Origin of the sequence: Serratia sp. Res13-Sevr-LER1-36-b, assembly GCF_015673035.1 — a bacterium.
Taxonomy (GTDB): domain Bacteria; phylum Pseudomonadota; class Gammaproteobacteria; order Enterobacterales; family Enterobacteriaceae; genus Chania; species Chania fonticola_C.
In genome coordinates this window covers 1-21,403 of sequence record NZ_JADACK010000023.1, presented here as the reverse complement: position 1 = coordinate 21,403, position 21,403 = coordinate 1, and the positions used below count along the sequence as shown (strand labels likewise).

Below are 21,403 nucleotides of genomic sequence, written 5' to 3'. Positions count from 1 at the left end.
TCTCCTGTTGGTTACCCTTGTCATCTCTGTGTCATTTCACCGACCACAAATCAGACCATTTTTGTCTGTTTTTGATCGTATTTGTAATTTATGGTCAAAAAATTGACAGCCGTCACTCTTTTAACATTTGAGTGAATTAAAATGGTGGCAGCGTGATCGGCAGCCACTTTTTGCTGAAAACCGTTCGCTTACCACAGATCAACATCCAGGGATCCAGACCATGACTCGAATCGCATGCGTAGGCATTGCAGTGCAAGACCGTCTGTATTACGTAGAGAAACTGCCTGAGGGCGGGGGGAAATATGTTGCCACCGACTACCGCGAAATTGGCGGAGGCCCGGCGGCAACGGCTGCGGTGGCCGCAGCCAGGTTGGGCGCAGAGGTGGATTTCATTGGCCGGGTCGGCGACGATGCTACTGGGCAAACGCTGTTGGCCGAGCTGGACAGCTATGGCGTGAATGTCAGACATGCGCGCCGTTGCCCACAGGCGCGCTCATCGCAATCGGCTGTGCTGGTGGATGCCCAGGGTGAACGCATGATCATCAACCATCCCAGCCCAGATTTACCCGAGGATGCCGAATGGCTGCATGACATCGACTTTAGCCAGTACGACGTGGTGTTGGCGGACGTGCGTTGGCATCAAGGGGCATTGACCGCCTTCACCTTGGCCCGGCGCGCGGGTGTCACTACCCTGTTGGACGCCGATGTCACGCCGCAGGATATCCGCCCGCTGGTTGCTTTGGCCGACCATGCCGCCTTCTCCGAACCGGGTTTGCTGCGGATGACGGGAAAAACGGACATCGAGCAGGGATTGCGTGCGGCAAAAAATGACAAAAACGGACAAGTTTATGTCACTCAGGGTAAACATGGCTGTTTCTGGCTGGAAAACGCTCAGCTGAAACATCAGCCAGGCTTTCCGGTTGAGGTAGTGGATACCACGGGAGCTGGCGACGTTTTCCACGGTGCGCTGGCGATAGCTCTGGGTTCACAACCCGATATAGCTCAGGCGGTGCGTTACGCCAATGCAGTTGCCGCATTGAAGTGTACCCGTCCTGGCGGGCGCGCTGGCATTCCCAACTGTGATCAAACTGACTCTTTCCTGGCCAGTTTTGTATAATATGGTTGGCCGATGACAATATTAAGGGAGTGGAGCATGAGTCTGACTGAACTTACCGGCAACCCACGCCACGATCAGCTGATCCAGTTGATCGCCAAGCGCGGCTATATGAACATCGACGAGCTGGCGCAATTGCTGGAAGTGTCAACGCAGACGGTCAGGCGCGATATCCGCAAACTGAGCGAGCAGGGGCTGATTAGCCGCCATCATGGGGGGGCGGGTCGTGCCTCTAGCGTGGTCAACACGGCCTTTGAGCAACGGGAGCTCTCTTACACGCAAGAGAAGATAGCCATTGCGGAAGCCATTGCCGATTACATCCCCGATCGTTCCACCATTTTTATCACCATCGGCACCACCGTTGAGCATGTTGCCCGAGCGCTGATGAACCACAGTCACCTGCGCATCATTACCAACAGCCTGCGGGTGGCACATATCCTGTATAAAAACACCGAGTTCGAAGTAATGGTGCCGGGCGGTACGCTGCGGCCCAATAACGGCGGTATCATCGGCCCCAGCGCCGTAAGCTTTGTGGAAGGCTTTCGCGCCGACTACCTGATCACCAGCGTAGGGGCAATCGAAGCCAACGGCGATCTGCTGGAATTTGACGTGAATGAATCCAGCGTGGTGAAAGCGATGATGGCACATTCGCGTCATATTCTGCTGGCTGCGGACCACACCAAGTTCCATGCTTCGGCGGCAGTAGAAATCGGCAATACCCGACAGGCGACCGCGTTATTTACCGACCTACCGCCCCCTTCTGCAATGGGATCGGTGTTACAGCAGCAGCAAGTAGAACTGGTCGTTATTCCCACCAGCAGCGAAGAACCCACGCTCTGATCTACGCTGGTAAACCTGCTGATTTTCCTGCCGTTCGTCAATGCACGCAGAACGTTACTATGCGTGCATTAATTACCCATTTGACGCTGCCAATATTCCCTGCAAATAGTTGTCATTGTCGCCAATATATCCTGCCATTTCCTGTTGCTCATTACGGTTAAATAACCGCGTAAAAATCGGGTAATTATGCCCAATCATCAAACCTGATATCACTAGAAAAATCTTACGATATGAACATTGAGGGTTGTCTCAGAATGTCAGTGTGTTAGGGTATAGGGCACTCTTATTTTCTATTAGGACAATTTTAGCGTTTGATAATAAACCAAAGGAAACAGCGAATTGCATGGCAATTAAACTAGAAGTTAAAAATTTATATAAGATATTTGGTGAGCACCCGGAACGCGCATTTAAGCTGATAGACAAAGGTTTGACGAAAGACCAGCTGCTGGAAAAAACGGGGTTATCACTTGGCGTCAAGAACGCCTCTCTGGCCATTGAAGAAGGCGAGATATTTGTCATCATGGGGCTTTCCGGTTCCGGTAAATCCACCTTGGTACGCCTTCTCAATCGTCTGATAGAACCCACCCGCGGTGAGGTGCTGATTGACGGCGAGGATATATCAAAAATATCCGATACTGCGCTACGCACCGTACGGCGTAATAAGATCAGCATGGTGTTCCAGTCATTCGCCTTAATGCCACATATGAACGTATTAAATAATACCGCGTTCGGCATGGAATTAGCGGGTATTCCTTTACAGGAACGCCAGGAAAAAGCGCTGGACGCGTTGCGTCAGGTTGGGCTGGAAAATTATGCCAATGCTTATCCCGATGAACTGTCCGGTGGTATGCGCCAGCGTGTCGGCTTAGCCCGCGCCATGGCTAACGATCCGGATATATTGTTAATGGATGAAGCCTTCTCTGCGCTGGACCCATTAATTCGTGCCGAGATGCAGGATGAACTCGTCAAATTACAGGCGAAACATCAGCGCACCATCGTCTTTATTTCCCACGATCTGGATGAAGCGATGCGTATTGGCGACCGTATTGCCATTATGCAGGGCGGCGAAGTGATCCAGGTGGGGACCCCGGATGAAATATTAAATAATCCGGCCAACGATTATGTGCGCACCTTCTTCCGCGGCGTCGATATCAGCCACGTTTTCAGTGCCAAAGATATCGCCAAACGTCGCCCGGTGACCCTGATCCGTAAGACCCCCGGTTTTGGTCCGCGCTCTGCGTTGCAGATCCTGCGTGATGAAGACCGTGACTATGGCTACGTCCTCGAACGCGAGAAATTTATCGGCGTGGTATCGATAGACTCCCTCAAGCAGGCGCTGGCGGCTAAACAGACGCTGGACGACGCCTTGCTGGATGCCCCACTGCCCGTTCCGGCCGATATGCCGCTGAGCGAGCTGATCTCACTGGTAGCACAGGCCCCTTGCGCCGTGCCGGTGGTCGGGGAAGATAACAACTATATCGGTATTATTTCCAAAGGCATGCTGCTGCAGGCTTTAGATAAAGAGGGCCCTACGAATGAGTGATAATCAGGATCCATGGGCAACGGCTGCCACATCCCCTAACGACGCCCCGGCAACCCAGGCTGCCACCAGCAGCGATCCCTGGGCAACCGGCGCACCGGCAGACAGCGTGCCCCATGATGCCGCTAATCAGGCCGCATCAAGCGCTGACTGGCTTAACAGCGCCCCAGTGGAGCCCGAGCACTTTAGCCTGCTGGATCCGTTCCACAAGGCTTGGGTGCCGTTTGACAGCTGGGTCACTCACGCCATTGATTGGCTGGTGCTGCACTTCCGTCCGCTGTTCCAGGGCATTCGCGTGCCGGTGGATTTCATCCTCAGCGGTTTCCAGCAGTTTTTGCTGGGTATGCCTGCTCCAGTCGCCATTTTGCTGTTCTCGCTGATCGCCTGGCAGATATCCAGCCTCGGCATGGGGGCAGCCACGCTGCTGTCGTTAGTCGCCATCGGCGCTATCGGGGCCTGGTCACAGGCGATGGTCACGCTGGCGCTGGTGCTCACCGCCCTGTTCTTCTGCATCTTGATCGGTCTGCCATTGGGCATATGGTTGGCCCGCAGCAAACATGCCGCCAAGGTGATCCGGCCACTGCTTGACGCCATGCAGACCACGCCAGCCTTCGTCTATCTGGTGCCGATCGTCATGCTGTTCGGTATCGGTAACGTGCCGGGGGTGGTGGTAACAATCATCTTCGCCCTGCCGCCCATCGTACGTCTGACGATCCTGGGCATCAAACAGGTGCCGGAAGATCTGATCGAAGCCGCCGAATCCTTCGGCTCCAGCCCGCGCCAGTTGCTGTTTAAAGTGCAGTTGCCGCTGGCCATGCCAACCATCATGGCCGGGGTTAACCAAACGCTGATGCTGGCGCTGTCGATGGTGGTGATCGCCTCGATGATCGCCGTGGGCGGTCTGGGCCAGATGGTGCTGCGTGGCATCGGCCGCCTGGATATGGGGCTGGCCGCCGTGGGTGGCGTCGGTATCGTTATTCTGGCCATTATTCTCGATCGTCTCACCCAGTCATTGGGGCGCGATCGCCGCAGTAAAGGGCTAGGCCGCTGGTATACCCACGGCCCAATCGGGTTGATCGCTCGCCCGTTTATCAAAAAAGCCTGATCGTTCTACCCGCCGATGGCTTTCTGCCCTGGCGGGCTATCTCCAAACAACATCAATAACAGAGGAAAAACTATGCGCACTACAGGGATCTGGGCGATTGCCCTTACCACACTGCTTGGTTCACAGGTTGCTTCCGCTGCTGATTTGCCAGGAAAAGGTATTTCGGTACAACCGATACAGAGCACCATCTCCGAGGAGACCTTCCAGACGCTGCTGGTCAGCAAGGCATTGGAAAAACTCGGTTATGACGTGAAAGAGCCGCGTGAGGTGGACTACAACGTAGCCTACACTTCCATCGCCGCTGGGGATGCCACTTTTCTGGCGGTGAACTGGGATCAGTTGCACGCCGATCAGTATCAGGCCGCCGGGGGTGATAAAAAATTCTATCGTGAAGGGGCTTACGTCAGCGGTGCTGCTCAGGGCTACCTGATCGACAAAAAAACCGCCGACCAGTATCACATCACCAACGTTGAACAGCTAAAAGATCCGAAAATTGCCAAGCTGTTTGATACCAACGGTGACGGCAAGGCCGACCTGACCGGCTGTACCCCGGGCTGGGGCTGTGAAACGGTGATTAATCACCATATCGAAGCCTATGGCTTGGGCAAAACCGTGGAGCACAATCAGGGCAACTACGCCGCCATGATCTCCGATACCATCACCCGCTTCAAAGAAGGCAAACCGGTGCTGTATTACACCTGGACGCCGTACTGGGTCAGCGATGTCATGGTGCCAGGGCGTGACGTTGTCTGGTTGCAGGTGCCATTCTCTTCCCTGCCGGGCGAGCTGAAAGATGTTGATACCAAGCTGCCGAACGGGGCCAACTATGGCTTCCCGGTCAACGCCATGCATATTGCCGCCAATAAGCAGTGGGCGCAGGCCAACCCTGCCGCCGCCAAGCTGTTCGCCATCATGAAACTGCCGATTGCCGACGTCAACGCGCAGAACCTGAGGATGCATGCAGGTCAGTCCTCCGAGGCTGACATCCAAAACCATGTCAATGGCTGGATCAAGGCTCACCAGGCTACGTTTGACGGCTGGGTGAAAACCGCCGCCGAAGCAGCCGCCAAGTCATAATGTCCCATGGGCGCGGCTTATTCGCTGCGCCCTCATTCCGGCAACATCATCTCGGTAAACTGTAAAAATCGTTCGGCCGTTTTCGACAGGGGTTGGTTCCACACGCAATACACCTGACGACGTGGGCCATCAACGATCGGAATAGCCACCAGCGAGCTCAAACGCTGGGCGGTGGAAATCGGCACGATCCCCGCTGCCAGGCCACGCCGCACCAGATTCTCCAACCATTCGATATGGTCAATTTCAAAACTCACATGGCGTTTGATCCCTGCCGCCTGGAAGGCCCGGTCGGTCTGCCGCCGCGCCCCGGTTCCGCTATAGAAATCCACCAGAGGCACTTTTGACAGCGTTTGCAGATTGATGCGTTGGTGCCCCGCCAGCGCATGTTCTGCGGCCACCAACGCGACCAAGGGTTCGTCGGTCAACTGGCGATGCGACTCTGGCAGCATATCTTTATCGCCGGGCCAGATGCCAACAAATGCCACATCGGTCTTCTGCTGGCGAATATCTTCCAGCAACACCTCGCTAATGCCAACGTACAGCCGGATATTCACCGCCGGATGATGACGGTGGAATTCCCCCAGCTTTTCGGTGAGGTCTATCGCGTTGATGGTTGAAATGGTGCCAATCGTTAACGTACCGGATACCGTACCAGCGGCCGCCACCACTTCCTCTACCAGCGTTTGCTTGGCGGCCAGTAACCTCTGAGCCGGTTGAATGAAAGCCCGGCCAGCGGTGGTCAACTCTACGCGACGCGAAGTTCGCTCAAACAGCGTACAACCAAGTTCCTCTTCCAGTTTGGCAACCTGATGACTCAGGGCTGACTGCACCGTATGGCAGCGCTGGGCAGCACGGGTAAAGCTCTGCTCCTCGGCCACCGCCAGGGCATAACGGATCTGTTTCAGATTCATGCTAACTATCGCAAAATGAGATGGATAAAATGAAAATTATACATTGGTTTAACATTCTGTTCTGCCTGATACTTCGATCACAAATTTCCATTATTGAAGACCTATGAAGCAACCAACCGAACACCCGGGCCTTAGCCCTGCACTGACACTGTTAATCGCGATGGCCACCGGCCTGGCGGTTGCCAGCAACTACTACGCCCAGCCGCTGCTGGAAACCATCGCACAAAACTTTAACCTCTCAGTTAACCAAGCCGGATTTATCGTCACCGCGGCCCAGCTAGGCTATGCGGTTGGCCTGCTGTTTCTGGTGCCGTTGGGCGATATGTTTGAGCGCCGTGGGCTGATCGTCTTTATGACGCTGTTAGCCGCCGGAGGCATGCTGATCACCGCGTCCTCCAGCACCTTATCGATGATGATCCTCGGTACGGCTCTCACCGGTCTGTTCTCCGTCGTGGCCCAGCTTTTAGTGCCACTCGCCGCCACTTTGGCGCACCCGGCTAAACGCGGTAAAACCGTCGGTGTGATCATGAGCGGCCTGCTGCTCGGCATTCTGCTGGCACGTACCGTCGCCGGTGCTTTGGCGGCCCTCGGCGGCTGGCGAACCATCTACTGGGTGGCCAGCGTGTTGATGATCCTGATGGCCCTGCTGCTGTGGCGCGCCTTGCCACGCTATAAGCTGCATTCCGGCCTGAATTACCCGCAGTTGCTGAAGTCCATCTTTTCCCTGTTCTGCTTCACCCCGTTGCTGCGTACCCGCGCGATCATTGGCGCTTTGTCGTTCGCCAACTTCAGCGTGCTGTGGACCTCAATGGCTTTCCTGCTGGCTTCCCCACCTTTCAGCTATTCCGAGGGCGTGATTGGGCTATTTGGTCTGGTGGGTGCTGCTGGCGCCTTGGCTGCCTCACGCGCCGGTCATCTGGCCGATAAGGGCAAAGCTGGGCTAACCACCAGCGTCGGGCTGGTACTGCTGTTGCTGTCCTGGATCCCGATTGCGTTGGCGCCGTACTCTCTCTGGGCGCTGATTATCGGCATTCTGGTGCTGGATCTGGCGGTGCAGGGGGTGCATGTCACCAACCAAAGCGTGATTTACCGCATCATGCCGGAGGCGCGTAATCGTCTGACCGCCGGTTACATGACCAGCTATTTTATTGGGGGTGCCGTGGGGTCAGTGCTTTCCGCTGCCGCTTATCAACATGCTGGTTGGAACGGTGTAGCGGCGATTGGTGGCGTATTGTGCGTGCTGAATCTGCTGACCTGGTGGCGTGGCAAGCGCTATGACCCACAAGGGCCAGCCACCAGCTAGTTAGCAAGAAAATAATAACCCTTGAAATTTATTAGTTCGCAGGGTGTAAATATTACTTACTCTCTGGTAATATTGTCGCGGTAAATTATTGGCGACCTATACACCCTGCGCCCCGGACCTCCATGAACGACCTTACTTACGTAAGTTTTCTTTCTATCCCCTCCGCAGGATGCCGTAGTGCCCCGCTCAGTTACATAAACAAACCTTACCTATCTCAGCCTGCGGAACGGCAGAATTTGTGCCTTCAATCACAAGACCCTAGAGTCTGTGGCGTTAAGCATTTACAAACAACTTACAAATGACACGAATTGCTAAATTATTCCCCTTGCTGAAGATTTACATTATTAATCACTATCGTTACTATACCGAACGAAATTAATGAGGCACTAAATTATGGAAAGCTCGTTTACCCCCATAGAGCAAATGCTGAATTTCCGCGCAAAACGTCAGAAAGACTTCCCATACCAGGAAATCCTGCTGACCCGCCTGTGCATGCATATGCAAGGCAAGCTGTTGGAAAATCGCAATAAAATGCTGAAAGCACAGGGCATCAACGAAACCTTGTTTATGGCTCTCATTACGCTGGATGCGCAGGAAAACCACAGCATTCAGCCTTCTGAGCTAAGCTCGGCCCTAGGTTCGTCGCGCACCAATGCCACCCGCATTGCCGATGAATTAGAGAAACGCGGTTGGATTGAGCGCCGGGAAAGCGATCACGATCGCCGCTGCCTGCATCTGCATATGACCCAGGCAGGGGAAGCGTTTCTCGAACAATTGCTGCCACCGCAGCATAAATGTCTGCACTTTCTGTGGTCTACGCTGAACGACGAGGAGCAGCAGCAGCTTGAAATGCTGACGCGCAAATTGTTGACCCGTTTGGATCAGATGGAAGTTTCAGAACAGTTATCTCAATAATTCCTGTTCAGGTAATCATTTTATGCGATCCCCGTTAAACTGGAGATTCACCCCGCTGTTCGCCGTTCTGTTGCTGGCGGGGTGCGCATCTACCGATAATATTGCCCCGCAATCCAAGATGATGGATCCGCAACAGCTGCAGCTTACCCAGCCAAAAGTCAGCTCGCTTGCCATCAGCCCGCAATGGTGGCGCACGCTTAACGATCCCCAGCTTGATAGCCTGATGACCCAGACGCTGCAAAACTCGCCTTCGCTGCAACAGGCGGGCGCTCGTGTGCGTGAAGCCCAAAGCGTGGCGGGGGAAGCCAGTGCTGCCAACGGCCCTAATCTGGATCTGAATGCCAGCATCAACCGTCAGCGTCTGGCGCAAAACACCAACCTGGGCTTTGGCTATCTGCCCAACCCGGTGTATGAGTCCACCAACTCGCTGGGTTTGAATCTGGCTTATGAGTTTGACTGGTGGGGCAAATATCGCAATCAGGTCAACGCGGCAAAAGCGCAGATCGATGCCGCTCGTGCCGAGCAGGCACAGGCCGCTCTGACGCTAACCAGTTCGGTTGCCTCTGCTTATTACCAGTTACAGGCGAATTACGCGCTTGAGAATGTGCTGCAACAAGAGGTGGATAACAATCAACGCCTGGCAGACCTGCGCCAAAAACAATATAAAGCCGGGATCTACGGCGTGGAAATCCCGCAACAGACCCAGGCACAAGCCGACAGTGCCAAGCAGCAGATCATCCAGCTGCAGTCACAGATTGAACAACTGAAACACCAGTTGGCCGCCCTGGCCGGTCTTGGCCCGAATGCGATGCAGTCTCTGCATCCGGTGGCCATGCCAAGCGAAGAACAGTTAGCCCCCAAAGGCGAACTCACCGCGGATTTGCTGGGTAAACGCCCGGATATCGTGGCACAGCGCCAACTGGTGGAGTCCTATAACCAACGGGTCAGTGCGGCACGCAAAGAGTTCTACCCTAGCCTGTCGATCTCGGCCTTTGCTGGCTTGACCACCACCAACGTCGGCGGTACCAGCCCGAATCTGTTTGAAGCCGCCAGCCAGGCGTGGGGCGTGGTTCCAGCCATTTCCCTGCCTATCTTCCATGCCGGTGCGCTACGCAGCAAGCTGGGTGAAGAGTCCGCACTCTACGATCAGGCGGTGGGTTCCTATAACCAAACGCTCGTCAATGCGTTACAGGAAACGGCCGACGCCATCACCATTCAACAGAGCAGTAGCAAGCAGCTGCTGCAGGCAACCTCTGCCTCCCAATCCATGCAGGATGTGTACCGGGTCGCCAACGCCAAATACCAGGCAGGGATTATTGGGCGTGATGAACTGTTGACCAGCCAGACGCAGCTATTACAGCAGCAACAGGCACAACTGAATGCCAGCAGCAACTTGATGCAGGCGAAGATAGCATTGGTACGCGCGTTGGGGGGTGGCTACCAGGCCCCGGCGGCAGCGGAACCTAAAGCATAATTTTAGAGCGTGGAGAATACCATGAGTGCAAGCGCGGAAACTCAAACCCCGCAGCAACCGGCTGGCAAAAAACGGCAGCGTAAATTCTGGCTGCTGCTGTTGACGTTTATTTTTGTGATTATTGGGGTGGCCTATTTAGTCTATTGGTTCCTGGTGCTGCGTCATCACCAAGAAACTGACGATGCCTACGTGGCCGGTAATCAGGTGCAGATCATGGCCCAGGTTTCCGGTAGCGTGAACAGCGTTACCTTTGATAACACCGACTTTGTCCGCAAAGGCGATGTGTTGTTAACACTGGATCCCACCGACGCCGAACAGGCGTTTGAGCGGGCCAAAACCGCGCTGGCCAATAGCGTGCGCCAAACGCATCAGTTGGTGATCAACGGTAAGCAGTATCAGGCTAACATTGCGCTGCGCAAATCCGAGCTGAGCAAGGTAGAAAACGATCTCAAACGTCGTATCGTGCTGGGCAACGCCGATGCGATTGGCCGCGAAGAGCTGCAACATGCGCGTGACGCGGTAGACAATGCCAAAGCGGCACTGGAAGTCGCAGTCCAGCAATACAATGCCAATCAGGCGATGGTGCTGAAAACCCCGTTGGATAAACAACCCGCCGTGCTGCAAGCCGCCGCACAGATGCGCGACGCCTGGATGGCGCTGCAGCGTACCCGCATCGTCAGCCCAATCACCGGCTTCGTTTCACGCCGCAGCGTGCAGGTGGGGGCACAAATCTCCCCAGGGATGCCTCTGATGGCCGTAGTAGCACCGGATCATGTCTGGGTGGATGCCAACTTTAAAGAAACGCAGATCGCCAATATGCGTATCGGCCAAGAGGCTACCGTAGTGAGTGACCTGTACGGTAGCGACGTGGTGTTCAAAGGCAAGGTCGTGGGTATCGATATGGGCACCGGCAGCGCGTTCTCACTGCTGCCTGCACAGAACGCTACCGGCAACTGGATCAAAGTGGTGCAGCGTTTACCCGTGCGTATCGAACTGGACGCACAACAGGTTGCTGAGCATCCTCTGCGTATCGGCCTTTCTACGCTGGTCAAAGTCGATACCACCAATCTGGACGGCCTGGTGCTCTCCGATACGGTACGTCAAAAACCGCTGTTTGAAACCAGCGCGCTGACGCTGGATCTGGCGCCGGTGAATCAGATGATCGCCGATGTGATCCATGCAAACGCCGGTTAAGCGAGCGGGAGGCTACCTTGGCACAGAAACCGCTTGAAGGTGCCCAGCTCGCCTGGATGACGGTCGCGCTCGCCATGGCGACCTTTATGCAGGTGCTGGACTCCACCATTGCCAACGTGGCGATACCGACCATTTCGGGTAACCTCGGGTCTTCCAACTCGCAGGGGACCTGGGTGATCACCTCATTTGGGGTGGCCAACGCCATCTCCATTCCGATCACCGGCTGGTTGGCGAAACGCGTGGGTGAAGTTCGCCTGTTCCTGTGGTCCACGGCGCTGTTCGCCCTGGCCTCCTGGCTGTGCGGTATTTCCAACAGTCTGGGCATGCTGATCTTCTTCCGCGTGATCCAGGGCGTGGTGGCAGGGCCGTTGATCCCACTGTCGCAGAGTTTGTTGCTGAATAACTATCCCCCCGCCAAGCGATCGATGGCCCTGGCGCTATGGTCGATGACCGTGATCGTCGCGCCGATTTTCGGGCCTATCCTTGGCGGCTATATCAGCGATAACTATCACTGGGGCTGGATCTTCTTCATCAATATCCCGATTGGGCTGTTCGTGATCCTGGTTGCGATGTCGACGTTGAAAGGCCGGGAAACCAAAACCGAGATCAAACCGATCGATACCGTCGGGCTGGTGCTGCTGGTGGTGGGTATCGGTGCGCTACAGATTATGCTCGATCAGGGCAAGGAGCTGGACTGGTTCAACTCGACCGAGATCATTGTCCTGACCGTCGTGGCCGTGGTGGCGTTAGTGTTCCTGGTGGTGTGGGAGCTGACGGACGATCACCCAGTGGTGGATCTGTCGCTGTTCAAATCGCGCAACTTTACCATCGGCTGTCTGTGTATCAGCCTGGCTTACATGCTGTATTTCGGGGCGATCGTGCTGTTGCCACAGTTGCTACAGGAGGTATATGGCTACACCGCCACCTGGGCCGGCTTGGCGTCTGCGCCGATCGGGTTGCTGCCGGTGATCTTGTCACCGATTATCGGCCGCTTCGGTAACCGGCTGGATATGCGCCGTTTGGTCACCTTCAGCTTCATCATGTATGCCGTGTGCTTCTACTGGCGCGCCTACACGTTTGAACCGGGGATGGATTTTGGCGCCTCCGCCTGGCCGCAGTTCTTCCAGGGTTTTGCCATCGCCTGCTTCTTTATGCCGCTGACGACCATTACCCTGTCTGGGTTGCCGCCGGAGCGCATAGCGGCAGCATCGAGCCTGTCGAACTTTACCCGTACCTTGGCGGGTTCTATCGGCACCTCGATCACCACCACGCTGTGGACCAGCAGGGAGGCGATGCACCACTCGCACCTGACCGAGTTTGTGAATCCGTTCAACCCGCAGTCGCAGGAGATGTACAGCAAACTGGAGCAGCTAGGCATGAGTAAACAGCAGGCTTCGGCGTATATCGCCAACGAGATCACCGCGCAGGGGCTGATCATCTCGGCCAACGAGATATTCTGGCTATCCGCAGGGGTGTTCCTGATATTGCTGGCGCTAGTCTGGTTCGCCAAACCACCGTTCAGTTCCGGCGGCGGCGGGGGCGGAGCCCACTGATCGAGTCACGCCCATAAACTCCAATGGAAGTGGCTAAAAATCTGCTGTGATATGGGGCGGTTCAAAGATGGACCGCCTCATAGAATTTTCCCCATCGACCTAATTTTGTGGATTTTGGGTACATAAAAGACAACAATAATGCCGCAGTGCCAGAATGGATATTAGTTGAATTTATAAACTTTTCTAACAGGGAATCTCTGGGCTAAAAGCATGATAAAACAAACACTGATCGCAGCAATGAGCCTTGGTATGGTTGGTTGTGCTGGCATGAAAATACCTGCCTACACAGAAGTCAAAGCAAGTCCGTATTATGATGAATGCCGCGAGTTCGCCGCCGATGTGTATAACAATGATGGGTACAGCAAACTCGTCAATGACACAGTACTACGCATGAACGAGCAAAAAGCTCAGGCTATCGTGTCTGGATGTGTGGTCTCTATGGGAAAAAACAGTCTAGAAGAAGCCAAACTTGATATGAAACAAAAGGCCGTCACTTACGGAATCATCAGCGCGGCTTGCGACACCGCTTCGTGCCAGGCTGATACGGAACAACAGTTGAAAGCTTTTACCCTTGGCAGCTTTTATGCGACACAAAAGAAATTTCCTGAGGAAAAGAAAGTTGAGAAAGCTGATTTTTAAGAGTGAGCCAGATTATCGATCGTCAGTGCGCTTATTTTAGTCTTATCCCTTCTCATTGTTATTTTGCCCAGTCCTCCAGCATCAGGTCCGTTACCCGTTCAAACTTCCGCGTATTATTGGTCACCAGAATCACACCGGTCGCACTTGTACAAGTAAACCCTTTACAGAGAAGCCGCTAGTACGGCAGGTTTCTGTACGAATGTTGTAGAGTACAAGGATATGCCTAGATGAATACGAATGAGGGGGAGCTTTTTGAGCATAGTAGTCAGCCGGTTTTTCTACTGACTCTGATAGATCAAAGCCCTGGCTTTGCGGCCAGGGCTTTGTCATTAATCGGATTCTATATAGCGTAAAGCATTACGCCTGATTCTGACGCCACCAGTCGGCCAACAGAATACCGGTTGCTACCGAGACGTTCAGGCTTTCTACTTTGCCAGTCCCGCCGATAGACACGCTCATATCACCCTGTTGCCAAGCGCTGTCACTCAGGCCATCACGTTCCTGGCCCAATACCAGCACCATCTTGGTTGGCAGTTTAGCCTGCGCCAACGGCGTGCCTTTGTGGCTGGACGTAGTGACGATGGTGTAACCCGCTTTGCGGAACGTATCCAGCACGGAGAGGAAATCATCGGCATTGATTGCCTTGATGTGTTCCGCCCCGCCTTCAGCCGTACGCACCGCGGCACCAGACTCCAGCACCGCTGGATCCTGAAGCAATACGCCGTTAACGCCAAAGTGAGCACAAGAACGAACGATCGCCCCCAGGTTGTGTGGGTTGCCCACTTCTTCCAGTGCCAGCACGCAATCTTTGGCCGGTGCGTTCTGCAGGTAAGCCTGCGCATCCAGACCTTGACGCTTTTTAATCAGGAAGCACACGCCGCCGTGATGTTCGGTACCGGACGCTTTGGCCAGTTCCTCTTCATCCACCACATGGTAAGCCTTGCGGTTAGCCGCCATCCAACGCAGTGCCTCACGGAAACGTGGGGTTACGGATTGCACAAACCAGGCACGGACGATGGCATCTGGACGGCTGGCGAACAGGGCTTTACAGGCGTTCTCGCCGTAAACACGAGTTTCTTCCGCACGTTGGCGGCGCAGCTGCTCGGGATCGATAAAGCTTTTGCCACTGATGCCACCATGATCGAACGCCGGTTCTTCTTGCGGAGCACGGGACACGGTTTTCCACGGTGATTCATAACCACCGCTGTCTTCGGTACGCGCCGGACGGCGAGGACGATCGCTTTCACTGCTGCTGCGACGGGGATCGGCACCCCGACGGTCACCACCGCGCGCCTTATCCTGACCGGCACGGCCAGAGCGTGCATTGTCAGCCGGGCGGCCTTTGCCGTCAGGTCGTTTATTCTTGTTACGGTTGTCGCCGCTATCGTCGTCACTACGGACGAACATCACTTTAACCTTACCGTTCTTGCCACTAAATGAATCGTTCATTGTCTTCTCCACCAACGCGCAGGGCGCGAAGATTACCTGATGTTGGTGCGCTAAGCCACCAACTTGCGCTAAAAGCTGGCATCTATCAAATTCATCGAACAAATCACTTGGTCGAATGCCGCGCTTTTACCGATAATAAGCAACATTAAAAATACATATTCGCAGCTCATTGTGCTGCGTCAGCCCCAGAGGTAATCATGAATACAGTTTGTGCAGCTTGTAATGCCACCAACCGCGTGCCGGAAGAACGTCTGGCGGACGGCGCTAAATGTGGCCGCTGCGGCCATGAATTGTTCGACGGTGAAGTGATTAACGCCACCGCTGCCACGTTGGACCAGCTCCTGCAAGACGACTTGCCGATCGTGGTCGATTTCTGGGCCCCGTGGTGTGGCCCGTGCCGCAGCTTCGCGCCGATCTTTGAAGATGTGGCACAGGAGCGCGCTGGCAAGGTGCGTTTCGTGAAGGTCAACACCGAAGCCGAACCCGAGTTGAGCGCCCGCTTCCGCATTCGCAGCATCCCTACCATCATGGTGTTCCGTGAAGGCAAGATGGTCGATATGCTCAACGGCGCGATGCCGAAAGCGCCGTTCGATAACTGGCTTAACGAGCTAGTTTAACGCAAAAGCGCTTACTATGCCGCCAGTTGTTGTCGGCATAACATCGCCTGTATAGCCCGTGCGCCTCTCCCGCCGGGCTTTTTTCTGCGCTACAATGGCGGTTTTTCAGGATAGTTATGACTGACAACGCCGTACTTCGTCTGCGCCAAGACCGTTTAGACCGTGCCACCCGCCCGTTTCTGGCCAGAGGTAGCCGCGCCGTGCGCTGTCAGGGTTGTTTGCTACCGCAGCAAAACTGCCTGTGTGCCACCATCAAACCGCAGCAGGCCAACAGCCGCTTTTGCCTGATCATGTTCGGCGCAGAGCCGTTAAAGCCCAGCAATACCGGCCGCCTGATCGCCGATATCCTGCCTGATACCCTGGCGTTTACCTGGTCACGCACCGAAGTCGATCCGGGCCTGCTGGCTGCCATCAACGATCCCGCTCGTCAGCCCTACGTGGTATTCCCGGCCTCTTATGCCGATGCGGATCGCCCGGTGGTTAGCAGCCTGCCCGCAGGTGGCAAGCCGCCTTTATTCATCATGCTCGACGGTACCTGGTCGGAAGCGCGCAAAATGTTCCGTAAAAGCCCCTATCTGAATCAGTTCCCGGTCTTTTCACTGAACGTGTTGGCTTCATCAGACTATTTGCTACGTATTGCCAGCCGCCCTGAACAGCACTGTACGGCAGAAGTCGCTGCCGCCCTGCTGCAACAGGCAGGAGATGAACAGGCCGCGACCGGGCTGAGCCAACATTTCAATTACTTCCGTGAACAGTATCTGGCCGGGAAACCTCACCGCCCAGAGGCACCGGTCACAGCAAATCAGCCACAAAGCGCCTAGAATCAGACGATAATTTGCCTCTTTCAGGCAAACCGATCAGGAGCAGGAGCCGCACATGAGCCAGAGAGGGTTAGAAGCGCTATTACGTCCCAAATCGATTGCCGTGCTCGGCGCTTCGCAACAGCCCGGCCGGGCTGGCTACCTGATGATGCGCAATCTGCTGGCTGGCGGTTTTACCGGCCCTATCCTGCCTGTCACGCCGCGCTATAAGGCAGTCTGCGGCGTGATGGCCTATCCCGACGTAGCCAGCCTGCCGCTAACCCCCGATCTGGCCGTGCTGTGTACCAATGCCCAGCGTAACCTGGCACTGATCGAAGCCCTGGGTGAGCGCGGCTGCAAAACCGCCATCGTACTTTCCTCCCCCGTGGAACAATTCGCCGAGCTGAAGGCCACCGCACAACGTTACTCAATGCGCCTACTGGGGCCAAACAGCCTGGGCTTGCTGGCGCCTTGGCAAGGGATCAACGCCAGCTTTTCGCCGGTCCCCATTCAGAAAGGCAAGCTGGCGTTTATCTCCCAGTCTGCCGCCGTGGCGAACACCATTCTGGACTGGGCGCAACAACGGGAGGTTGGCTTCTCCTACTTCATCGCGTTAGGGGATAGCCTGGATATCGACGTCGACGATCTGCTCGACTTCCTGGCCCGCGACAGCAAAACCAGCGCCATTCTGCTGTATCTGGAAAACATCAACGACGCGCGGCGTTTCCTTTCCGCCTCCCGCAGTGCTTCGCGCAATAAGCCGATCCTGGTGATCAAAAGTGGCCGTAGCCAACAGGCACAGCTACTGCTCAACAGCCAGCAGGGATTGGACGCCGCCTACGATGCAGCTATCCAACGCGCCGGTTTGCTGCGTGTACAGGATACTCACGAGCTGTTTTCCGCCGTGGAAACCTTAAGCCATATGCACCCGCTGCGCGGTGAGCGGCTAATGATTATCAGCAACGGTGCAGCCCCCGCAGCCATGGCGCTGGACGAATTACTCTCCCGCAACGGTAAGCTGGCAACGTTGACGGATGAGACTCAGGAGAAGCTAAGCGCAGCCCTGCCGGAGTTTATCCGGCCAGGAAATCCTATCGATCTGCGTGATGATGCAACCCCCAAGCGCTATCTGGCAGCTCTGCAACCGCTGCTCGACAGCCACGACTATGACGCCCTGCTGTTGATCCATGCCCCTAGCGCCGCCTCTCCGGGCACTGAGACCGCCGAACGGCTGATCGAGGCCATCCGCCAGCACCCACGTGGGAAACGCATTACGCTGTTAACCAACTGGTGTGGCGAATACTCCTCTCAGGAGGCCCGCCGCCAATTTACCGAGGCAGGGATCCCAACCTATCGCACGCCAGAAGGCGCGGTCACCGCGTTTATGCATATGGTGGAATACCGCCGTAACCAGAAGCAGCTGAAGGAAACTCCGGCGCTACCGATTGGGCTTACGGCCAATACCGCTGCCGCGCACCAGTTAATCCATCAGGCATTGGCCGAAGGGGCTAGCCAGTTGGATACCCATGAAGTCCAACCAATTTTGCAGGCTTACGGCCTCAGCACCCTGCCAACCTGGATTGCCAGTGACAGCGCAGAAGCGGTGCACATTGCCGAACAGATTGGCTACCCGGTAGCACTGAAGCTGCGCTCTCCGGATATCTCACATAAATCCGAAGTTCAGGGGGTCATGCTGTATTTGCGAACCGCCACCGAGGTGCAGCGGGCGGCGGAAGCGATCCTCGATCGGGTGAAGCGTACTTATCCGCAGGCGCGCATCCACGGTCTGTTAGTGCAAAGCATGGCCAACCGTGCCGGAGCACAGGAATTGAGGATTGCCGTTGAACAGGACGCAACCTTCGGCCCGCTGATCATGCTGGGCGAAGGCGGCATTGAATGGCGTAAGGAAAACCAGGTCGCCGTTGCTCTGCCGCCGCTGAATATGGCGCTGGCGCGTTATCTGGTGTTGCAGGCGGTGAAAGGAGGCAAAATCCGTGGGCGCAGTGCGCTGCGGCCGCTTGATATCCCCGGCTTAAGCCGCCTGTTGGTGCAGGTTTCCAACCTGATCCTCGACTGCCCGGAGATCTCACGCCTCGATATTCATCCGGTATTAGCCTCCGGCAGCGAGTTTACCCTGCTGGACGTTTCCATGCAGTTAACGCCTTTCAGTGGCGATCCACAGGCGCGCCTGGCGATCCGCCCTTATCCCCATGAGCTGGAAGAAACCATTGAATTAAAAGACGGTTCTCAATGCCTGTTCCGCCCGATCCTGCCGGAGGATGAACCGGCGCTGAAGCACTTTATCGACCGTGTCACCAAGGAAGATCTCTATTACCGCTACTTTAGTGAGATCAATGAGTTTAGCCACGACGATTTGGCTAACATGACCCAAATCGACTACGATCGAGAAATGGCTTTCGTAGCGGTACGAGATGGCGAAGAGATCATCGGCGTCACGCGCGCCCTGTCAGATCCGGACAACACCGACGCCGAATTCGCCGTGCTGGTGCGTTCCGATCTGAAAGGTCTGGGTCTGGGCCGGCAGCTCTTGATGAAAATGATTAGCTATGCGCGAGCGCAAGGCCTGGCCCGCCTGACAGGCATTACCATGCCGAATAACCGCGGAATGGTCACGCTGGCACAAAAGCTGGGGTTTAAGGTCGATGTGCAAATTGACGAAGGGATTGTCAATTTAACCCTGCCGCTCCAGGATGGGGCGACGCCGTGACCGCTGTCGCAATGTAATACGAATCCACTACTTAACGCCAAAACATACGCACAATCGGGGCAACTAGTGGTATTATCGCCCGATTGTTCGAAGCATTTTATTCATGGAAGTGGCGTTCCGGCCATCCAAATATGAGAGAAGAAGCGCACTGTGATGTTGTCAAAATTTAAACGTAGCAAACATCAACAACACCTTGCACAACTGCCCAAACTCCCCCAGACGGTTGCTGATGTCCGTACCCTTTTTACGCCCGCTGATTTCCGTGCAACGCTGCTGGAATCGATCGCTAACGCAACAACCCGTATTTATCTGGTAGCGCTCTATCTGGAGCATGACGATGCAGGCCGCGACATCCTCAATGCGCTCTATCAAGCCAAGCAGCAGCGTCCTGAGCTGGAGATCTGCGTGTTGGTAGACTGGCATCGTGCTCAACGTGGGCGTATCGGTGCGGCAGCTGCCAATACCAATGCCGACTGGTACTGCGCTATGGCTGCACAGCACCCGCAGGTTTCGGTGCCGATTTACGGCGTTCCGGTCAATACTCGCGAAGCGCTGGGCGTACTGCATTTGAAGGGCTTTGTCGTTGACGATACGGTGTTCTACAGCGGTGCCAGCATTAATGATGTCTATCTGCATCAGCATGAGAAGTATCGTTACGATCGCTATCAGTTGATCACCAATAATCTGTTGGCGGTGACCCTGTGCGATTACATCAAACAGCATCTGTTAACCGCCGGTGCCGTGCAGCGTCTTGATCGTGATGACAGACCCAAAAGCCTCGAGATCAAAAACGAAATCCGCCTGTTCCGCTTTGCCCTACGCCGTGCCGCCTATCAATTTCAGGGGAATGCCAGTAATGATGAGCTGGCCGTCACCCCATTAGTCGGCCTGGGTAAACAGAGCATTCTGAACAAAACGATCCACCACCTGATGTCCTGCACCGATCAGAAACTGACGCTGTGCACGCCTTACTTCAACCTGCCAGCCTTGTTGGTGCGCAATATCATTTATCTGCTGCGCCAAGGGAAACAGGTAGAGATCATCGTGGGGGACAAGACGGCCAATGACTTCTACATTCCTGAAGATCAGCCGTTCAAGATTATCGGTGCGCTGCCTTATCTTTACGAAATCAACCTGCGCCGCTTCCTGAGCCGCCTGCAACGCTATGTTGATACCGGCCAGCTGATTGTGCGCCTGTGGAAAGACGGCGATAACAGCTATCACCTGAAAGGGATGTGGGTCGATGACGAGTGGCAGTTGATCACCGGTAACAACCTCAACCCGCGCGCCTGGCGGCTGGATCTGGAGAACGCCATTCTGTTCCACGATCCCAAGCACGAAATGCAGGAACAGCGGCATAAAGAGTTGGAAACGATCCGTACCCATACCACAGTGGTTGGCCACTATCTCGAATTGCAAAGTATTCAGGAATATCCGGTCAAGGTGCGTAAACTGATCCGTCGACTGCGTCGGATCCGTATCGATCGCTTGATTAGCCGTATACTGTAAACTCGCTATAATTAACTGCACCACAGCCCGGCAATGCCGGGCTTTTTTGTACATATTGAGACAGGATGTTTTCACTATGCGCCCACTCCGCCCATTTATCCTCCTTCCGGTACTGTTGTTCTCCAGTGGCTGTACCCATATGGCCAATGATAGTTGGACCGGCAAAGACAAGGCTCAACACTTTGTCGCTTCCGCTGCATTTGCGGCCGCTGGCGCGGCTTATGGCGATCACCAGAACTGGAATGAGGCACGTAGCCGCAGTTTTGGCCTGCTATTTTCGATTGGCCTGGGCGCAGCGAAAGAACTGTATGACAGTCGGGAAGGCGGTACGGGCTGGAGCTGGAAGGATTTTGCCTGGGATGTGGCAGGGGCTGCGACAGGGTACAGTATTTATCATCTGGCGCGTTAAGGGTCAGTTAATTTGTCAGATCGAGTAATGCCCCTCACCCTAGCCCTCTCCCCCAGGAGAGGGAACCGATCGAGCCCGCTGTTTTCTCTGCGTCATACCCCATCCTTAGGCTTACTCATCACTGCCGAAGTGGTATGGCTAATCAAAGGTTCCCTTTCCGAAGCCGCACGGGCTTATCCACGACGCCGGACGGCTCCCTCTCCCCTACGGTGCTCCCGGTCGTTGC

18 protein-coding genes and 1 pseudogene are annotated in these 21,403 nt (G+C 55.3%); 16 read left to right on the top strand and 3 right to left on the bottom strand.

What is annotated here, in order from left to right:
• Positions 1–220: 220 nt before the first annotated feature.
• The 5 genes from IMQ33_RS17710 to proX all read left to right on the top strand — a co-directional run bounded on the left by IMQ33_RS17710 (position 221) and on the right by proX (position 5,676).
• A complete protein-coding gene (locus tag IMQ33_RS17710) occupies positions 221–1,117 on the top strand; it encodes a sugar kinase (RefSeq protein WP_098929949.1) in 897 nt (298 codons plus the stop codon).
• 36 nt (positions 1,118–1,153) lie between these two features.
• Positions 1,154–1,954 carry a DeoR/GlpR family DNA-binding transcription regulator gene (locus tag IMQ33_RS17705; RefSeq protein ID WP_024530699.1) on the top strand — a complete coding sequence of 267 codons (801 nt, stop codon included), beginning with the start codon at positions 1,154–1,156 and terminating at the stop codon, positions 1,952–1,954.
• Between the two features lie 343 nt (positions 1,955–2,297).
• Positions 2,298–3,497: a glycine betaine/L-proline ABC transporter ATP-binding protein ProV gene (proV, locus tag IMQ33_RS17700; RefSeq protein ID WP_196062398.1), complete on the top strand. Its 1,200-nt coding sequence runs from the start codon at positions 2,298–2,300 to the stop codon at positions 3,495–3,497.
• The gene (gene proW / locus IMQ33_RS17695) at positions 3,490–4,599 is read left to right on the top strand and encodes a glycine betaine/L-proline ABC transporter permease ProW (RefSeq protein ID WP_024484842.1); all 1,110 of its coding nucleotides are present in this window, start codon (positions 3,490–3,492) and stop codon (positions 4,597–4,599) included. Before proV ends, proW begins: the two co-directional genes overlap by 8 nt.
• 72 nt (positions 4,600–4,671) lie before the next feature.
• The gene (gene proX / locus IMQ33_RS17690; RefSeq protein ID WP_065686684.1) at positions 4,672–5,676 is read left to right on the top strand and encodes a glycine betaine/L-proline ABC transporter substrate-binding protein ProX; all 1,005 of its coding nucleotides are present in this window, start codon (positions 4,672–4,674) and stop codon (positions 5,674–5,676) included.
• 32 nt (positions 5,677–5,708) lie between these two features.
• Here proX and IMQ33_RS17685 read toward each other — a convergent pair whose 3' ends face one another.
• Entirely contained in the window at positions 5,709–6,587 is an 879-nt protein-coding gene (locus IMQ33_RS17685) for a LysR family transcriptional regulator (RefSeq protein WP_065686685.1), read from the bottom strand.
• Between the two features lie 103 nt (positions 6,588–6,690).
• Here IMQ33_RS17685 and IMQ33_RS17680 point away from each other — a divergent pair, with 103 nt between their 5' ends.
• The 6 genes from IMQ33_RS17680 to IMQ33_RS17655 all read left to right on the top strand — a co-directional run bounded on the left by IMQ33_RS17680 (position 6,691) and on the right by IMQ33_RS17655 (position 13,665).
• Positions 6,691–7,890: an MFS transporter gene (locus IMQ33_RS17680; protein ID WP_065686686.1), complete on the top strand. Its 1,200-nt coding sequence runs from the start codon at positions 6,691–6,693 to the stop codon at positions 7,888–7,890.
• A 393-nt stretch (positions 7,891–8,283) separates the two neighbouring features.
• Complete coding sequence (gene mprA, locus IMQ33_RS17675) at positions 8,284–8,805, top strand: transcriptional repressor MprA (protein WP_021178983.1); 522 nt, start codon at positions 8,284–8,286, stop codon at positions 8,803–8,805.
• A gap of 22 nt (positions 8,806–8,827) precedes the next feature.
• Positions 8,828–10,279, top strand: a complete 1,452-nt coding sequence (locus IMQ33_RS17670) for an efflux transporter outer membrane subunit (RefSeq protein WP_065686687.1) — start codon at positions 8,828–8,830, stop codon at positions 10,277–10,279.
• Positions 10,280–10,300: 21 nt separating this feature from the next.
• Entirely contained in the window at positions 10,301–11,473 is a 1,173-nt protein-coding gene (gene emrA, locus IMQ33_RS17665; RefSeq protein ID WP_196062397.1) for a multidrug efflux MFS transporter periplasmic adaptor subunit EmrA, read from the top strand.
• Between the two features lie 17 nt (positions 11,474–11,490).
• Positions 11,491–13,026: a multidrug efflux MFS transporter permease subunit EmrB gene (gene emrB / locus IMQ33_RS17660; protein WP_024530692.1), complete on the top strand. Its 1,536-nt coding sequence runs from the start codon at positions 11,491–11,493 to the stop codon at positions 13,024–13,026.
• A 210-nt stretch (positions 13,027–13,236) separates the two neighbouring features.
• Positions 13,237–13,665: a hypothetical protein gene (locus tag IMQ33_RS17655; RefSeq protein ID WP_065686689.1), complete on the top strand. Its 429-nt coding sequence runs from the start codon at positions 13,237–13,239 to the stop codon at positions 13,663–13,665.
• A 58-nt stretch (positions 13,666–13,723) separates the two neighbouring features.
• Here IMQ33_RS17655 and IMQ33_RS26430 read toward each other — a convergent pair.
• Positions 13,724–13,807: pseudogene (locus IMQ33_RS26430) on the bottom strand (VapC toxin family PIN domain ribonuclease); the annotation flags it as partial.
• Between the two features lie 215 nt (positions 13,808–14,022).
• Positions 14,023–15,114 carry a tRNA/rRNA methyltransferase gene (locus IMQ33_RS17650; RefSeq protein ID WP_021178989.1) on the bottom strand — a complete coding sequence of 364 codons (1,092 nt, stop codon included), beginning with the start codon at positions 15,112–15,114 and terminating at the stop codon, positions 14,023–14,025.
• Between the two features lie 197 nt (positions 15,115–15,311).
• Here IMQ33_RS17650 and trxC point away from each other — a divergent pair, with 197 nt between their 5' ends.
• The 5 genes from trxC (at position 15,312) to IMQ33_RS17625 (ending at position 21,177) form a co-directional block, all read left to right on the top strand.
• On the top strand, positions 15,312–15,731 hold the full coding sequence (trxC, locus tag IMQ33_RS17645) for a thioredoxin TrxC (RefSeq protein ID WP_021807597.1): 420 nt from the start codon (positions 15,312–15,314) through the stop codon (positions 15,729–15,731).
• Between the two features lie 116 nt (positions 15,732–15,847).
• Positions 15,848–16,552: a tRNA-uridine aminocarboxypropyltransferase gene (locus IMQ33_RS17640; protein ID WP_065686690.1), complete on the top strand. Its 705-nt coding sequence runs from the start codon at positions 15,848–15,850 to the stop codon at positions 16,550–16,552.
• Positions 16,553–16,607: 55 nt separating this feature from the next.
• The gene (locus IMQ33_RS17635) at positions 16,608–19,259 is read left to right on the top strand and encodes a bifunctional acetate--CoA ligase family protein/GNAT family N-acetyltransferase (RefSeq protein WP_065686691.1); all 2,652 of its coding nucleotides are present in this window, start codon (positions 16,608–16,610) and stop codon (positions 19,257–19,259) included.
• A gap of 153 nt (positions 19,260–19,412) precedes the next feature.
• A complete protein-coding gene (gene pssA / locus IMQ33_RS17630) occupies positions 19,413–20,768 on the top strand; it encodes a CDP-diacylglycerol--serine O-phosphatidyltransferase (RefSeq protein ID WP_161712212.1) in 1,356 nt (451 codons plus the stop codon).
• A gap of 76 nt (positions 20,769–20,844) precedes the next feature.
• Positions 20,845–21,177: a YfiM family lipoprotein gene (locus IMQ33_RS17625; RefSeq protein WP_065686693.1), complete on the top strand. Its 333-nt coding sequence runs from the start codon at positions 20,845–20,847 to the stop codon at positions 21,175–21,177.
• Positions 21,178–21,403 lie beyond the last annotated feature (226 nt).

Excerpts from the sequence above, each read along its gene's own strand:
- IMQ33_RS17710 (WP_098929949.1), top strand. The coding sequence starts at position 221 with ATGACTCGAATCGCATGCGTAGGCATTGCAGTGCAAGACCGTCTGTAT.
- IMQ33_RS17705 (WP_024530699.1), top strand. The coding sequence starts at position 1,154 with ATGAGTCTGACTGAACTTACCGGCAACCCACGCCACGATCAGCTGATC.
- proV (WP_196062398.1), top strand. The coding sequence starts at position 2,298 with ATGGCAATTAAACTAGAAGTTAAAAATTTATATAAGATATTTGGTGAG.
- proW (WP_024484842.1), top strand. The coding sequence starts at position 3,490 with ATGAGTGATAATCAGGATCCATGGGCAACGGCTGCCACATCCCCTAAC.
- proX (WP_065686684.1), top strand. The coding sequence starts at position 4,672 with ATGCGCACTACAGGGATCTGGGCGATTGCCCTTACCACACTGCTTGGT.
- IMQ33_RS17685 (WP_065686685.1), bottom strand. The coding sequence starts at position 6,587 with ATGAATCTGAAACAGATCCGTTATGCCCTGGCGGTGGCCGAGGAGCAG.
- IMQ33_RS17680 (WP_065686686.1), top strand. The coding sequence starts at position 6,691 with ATGAAGCAACCAACCGAACACCCGGGCCTTAGCCCTGCACTGACACTG.
- mprA (WP_021178983.1), top strand. The coding sequence starts at position 8,284 with ATGGAAAGCTCGTTTACCCCCATAGAGCAAATGCTGAATTTCCGCGCA.
- IMQ33_RS17670 (WP_065686687.1), top strand. The coding sequence starts at position 8,828 with ATGCGATCCCCGTTAAACTGGAGATTCACCCCGCTGTTCGCCGTTCTG.
- emrA (WP_196062397.1), top strand. The coding sequence starts at position 10,301 with ATGAGTGCAAGCGCGGAAACTCAAACCCCGCAGCAACCGGCTGGCAAA.
- IMQ33_RS17655 (WP_065686689.1), top strand. The coding sequence starts at position 13,237 with ATGATAAAACAAACACTGATCGCAGCAATGAGCCTTGGTATGGTTGGT.
- IMQ33_RS17650 (WP_021178989.1), bottom strand. The coding sequence starts at position 15,114 with ATGAACGATTCATTTAGTGGCAAGAACGGTAAGGTTAAAGTGATGTTC.
- trxC (WP_021807597.1), top strand. The coding sequence starts at position 15,312 with ATGAATACAGTTTGTGCAGCTTGTAATGCCACCAACCGCGTGCCGGAA.
- IMQ33_RS17640 (WP_065686690.1), top strand. The coding sequence starts at position 15,848 with ATGACTGACAACGCCGTACTTCGTCTGCGCCAAGACCGTTTAGACCGT.
- IMQ33_RS17635 (WP_065686691.1), top strand. The coding sequence starts at position 16,608 with ATGAGCCAGAGAGGGTTAGAAGCGCTATTACGTCCCAAATCGATTGCC.
- pssA (WP_161712212.1), top strand. The coding sequence starts at position 19,413 with ATGTTGTCAAAATTTAAACGTAGCAAACATCAACAACACCTTGCACAA.
- IMQ33_RS17625 (WP_065686693.1), top strand. The coding sequence starts at position 20,845 with ATGCGCCCACTCCGCCCATTTATCCTCCTTCCGGTACTGTTGTTCTCC.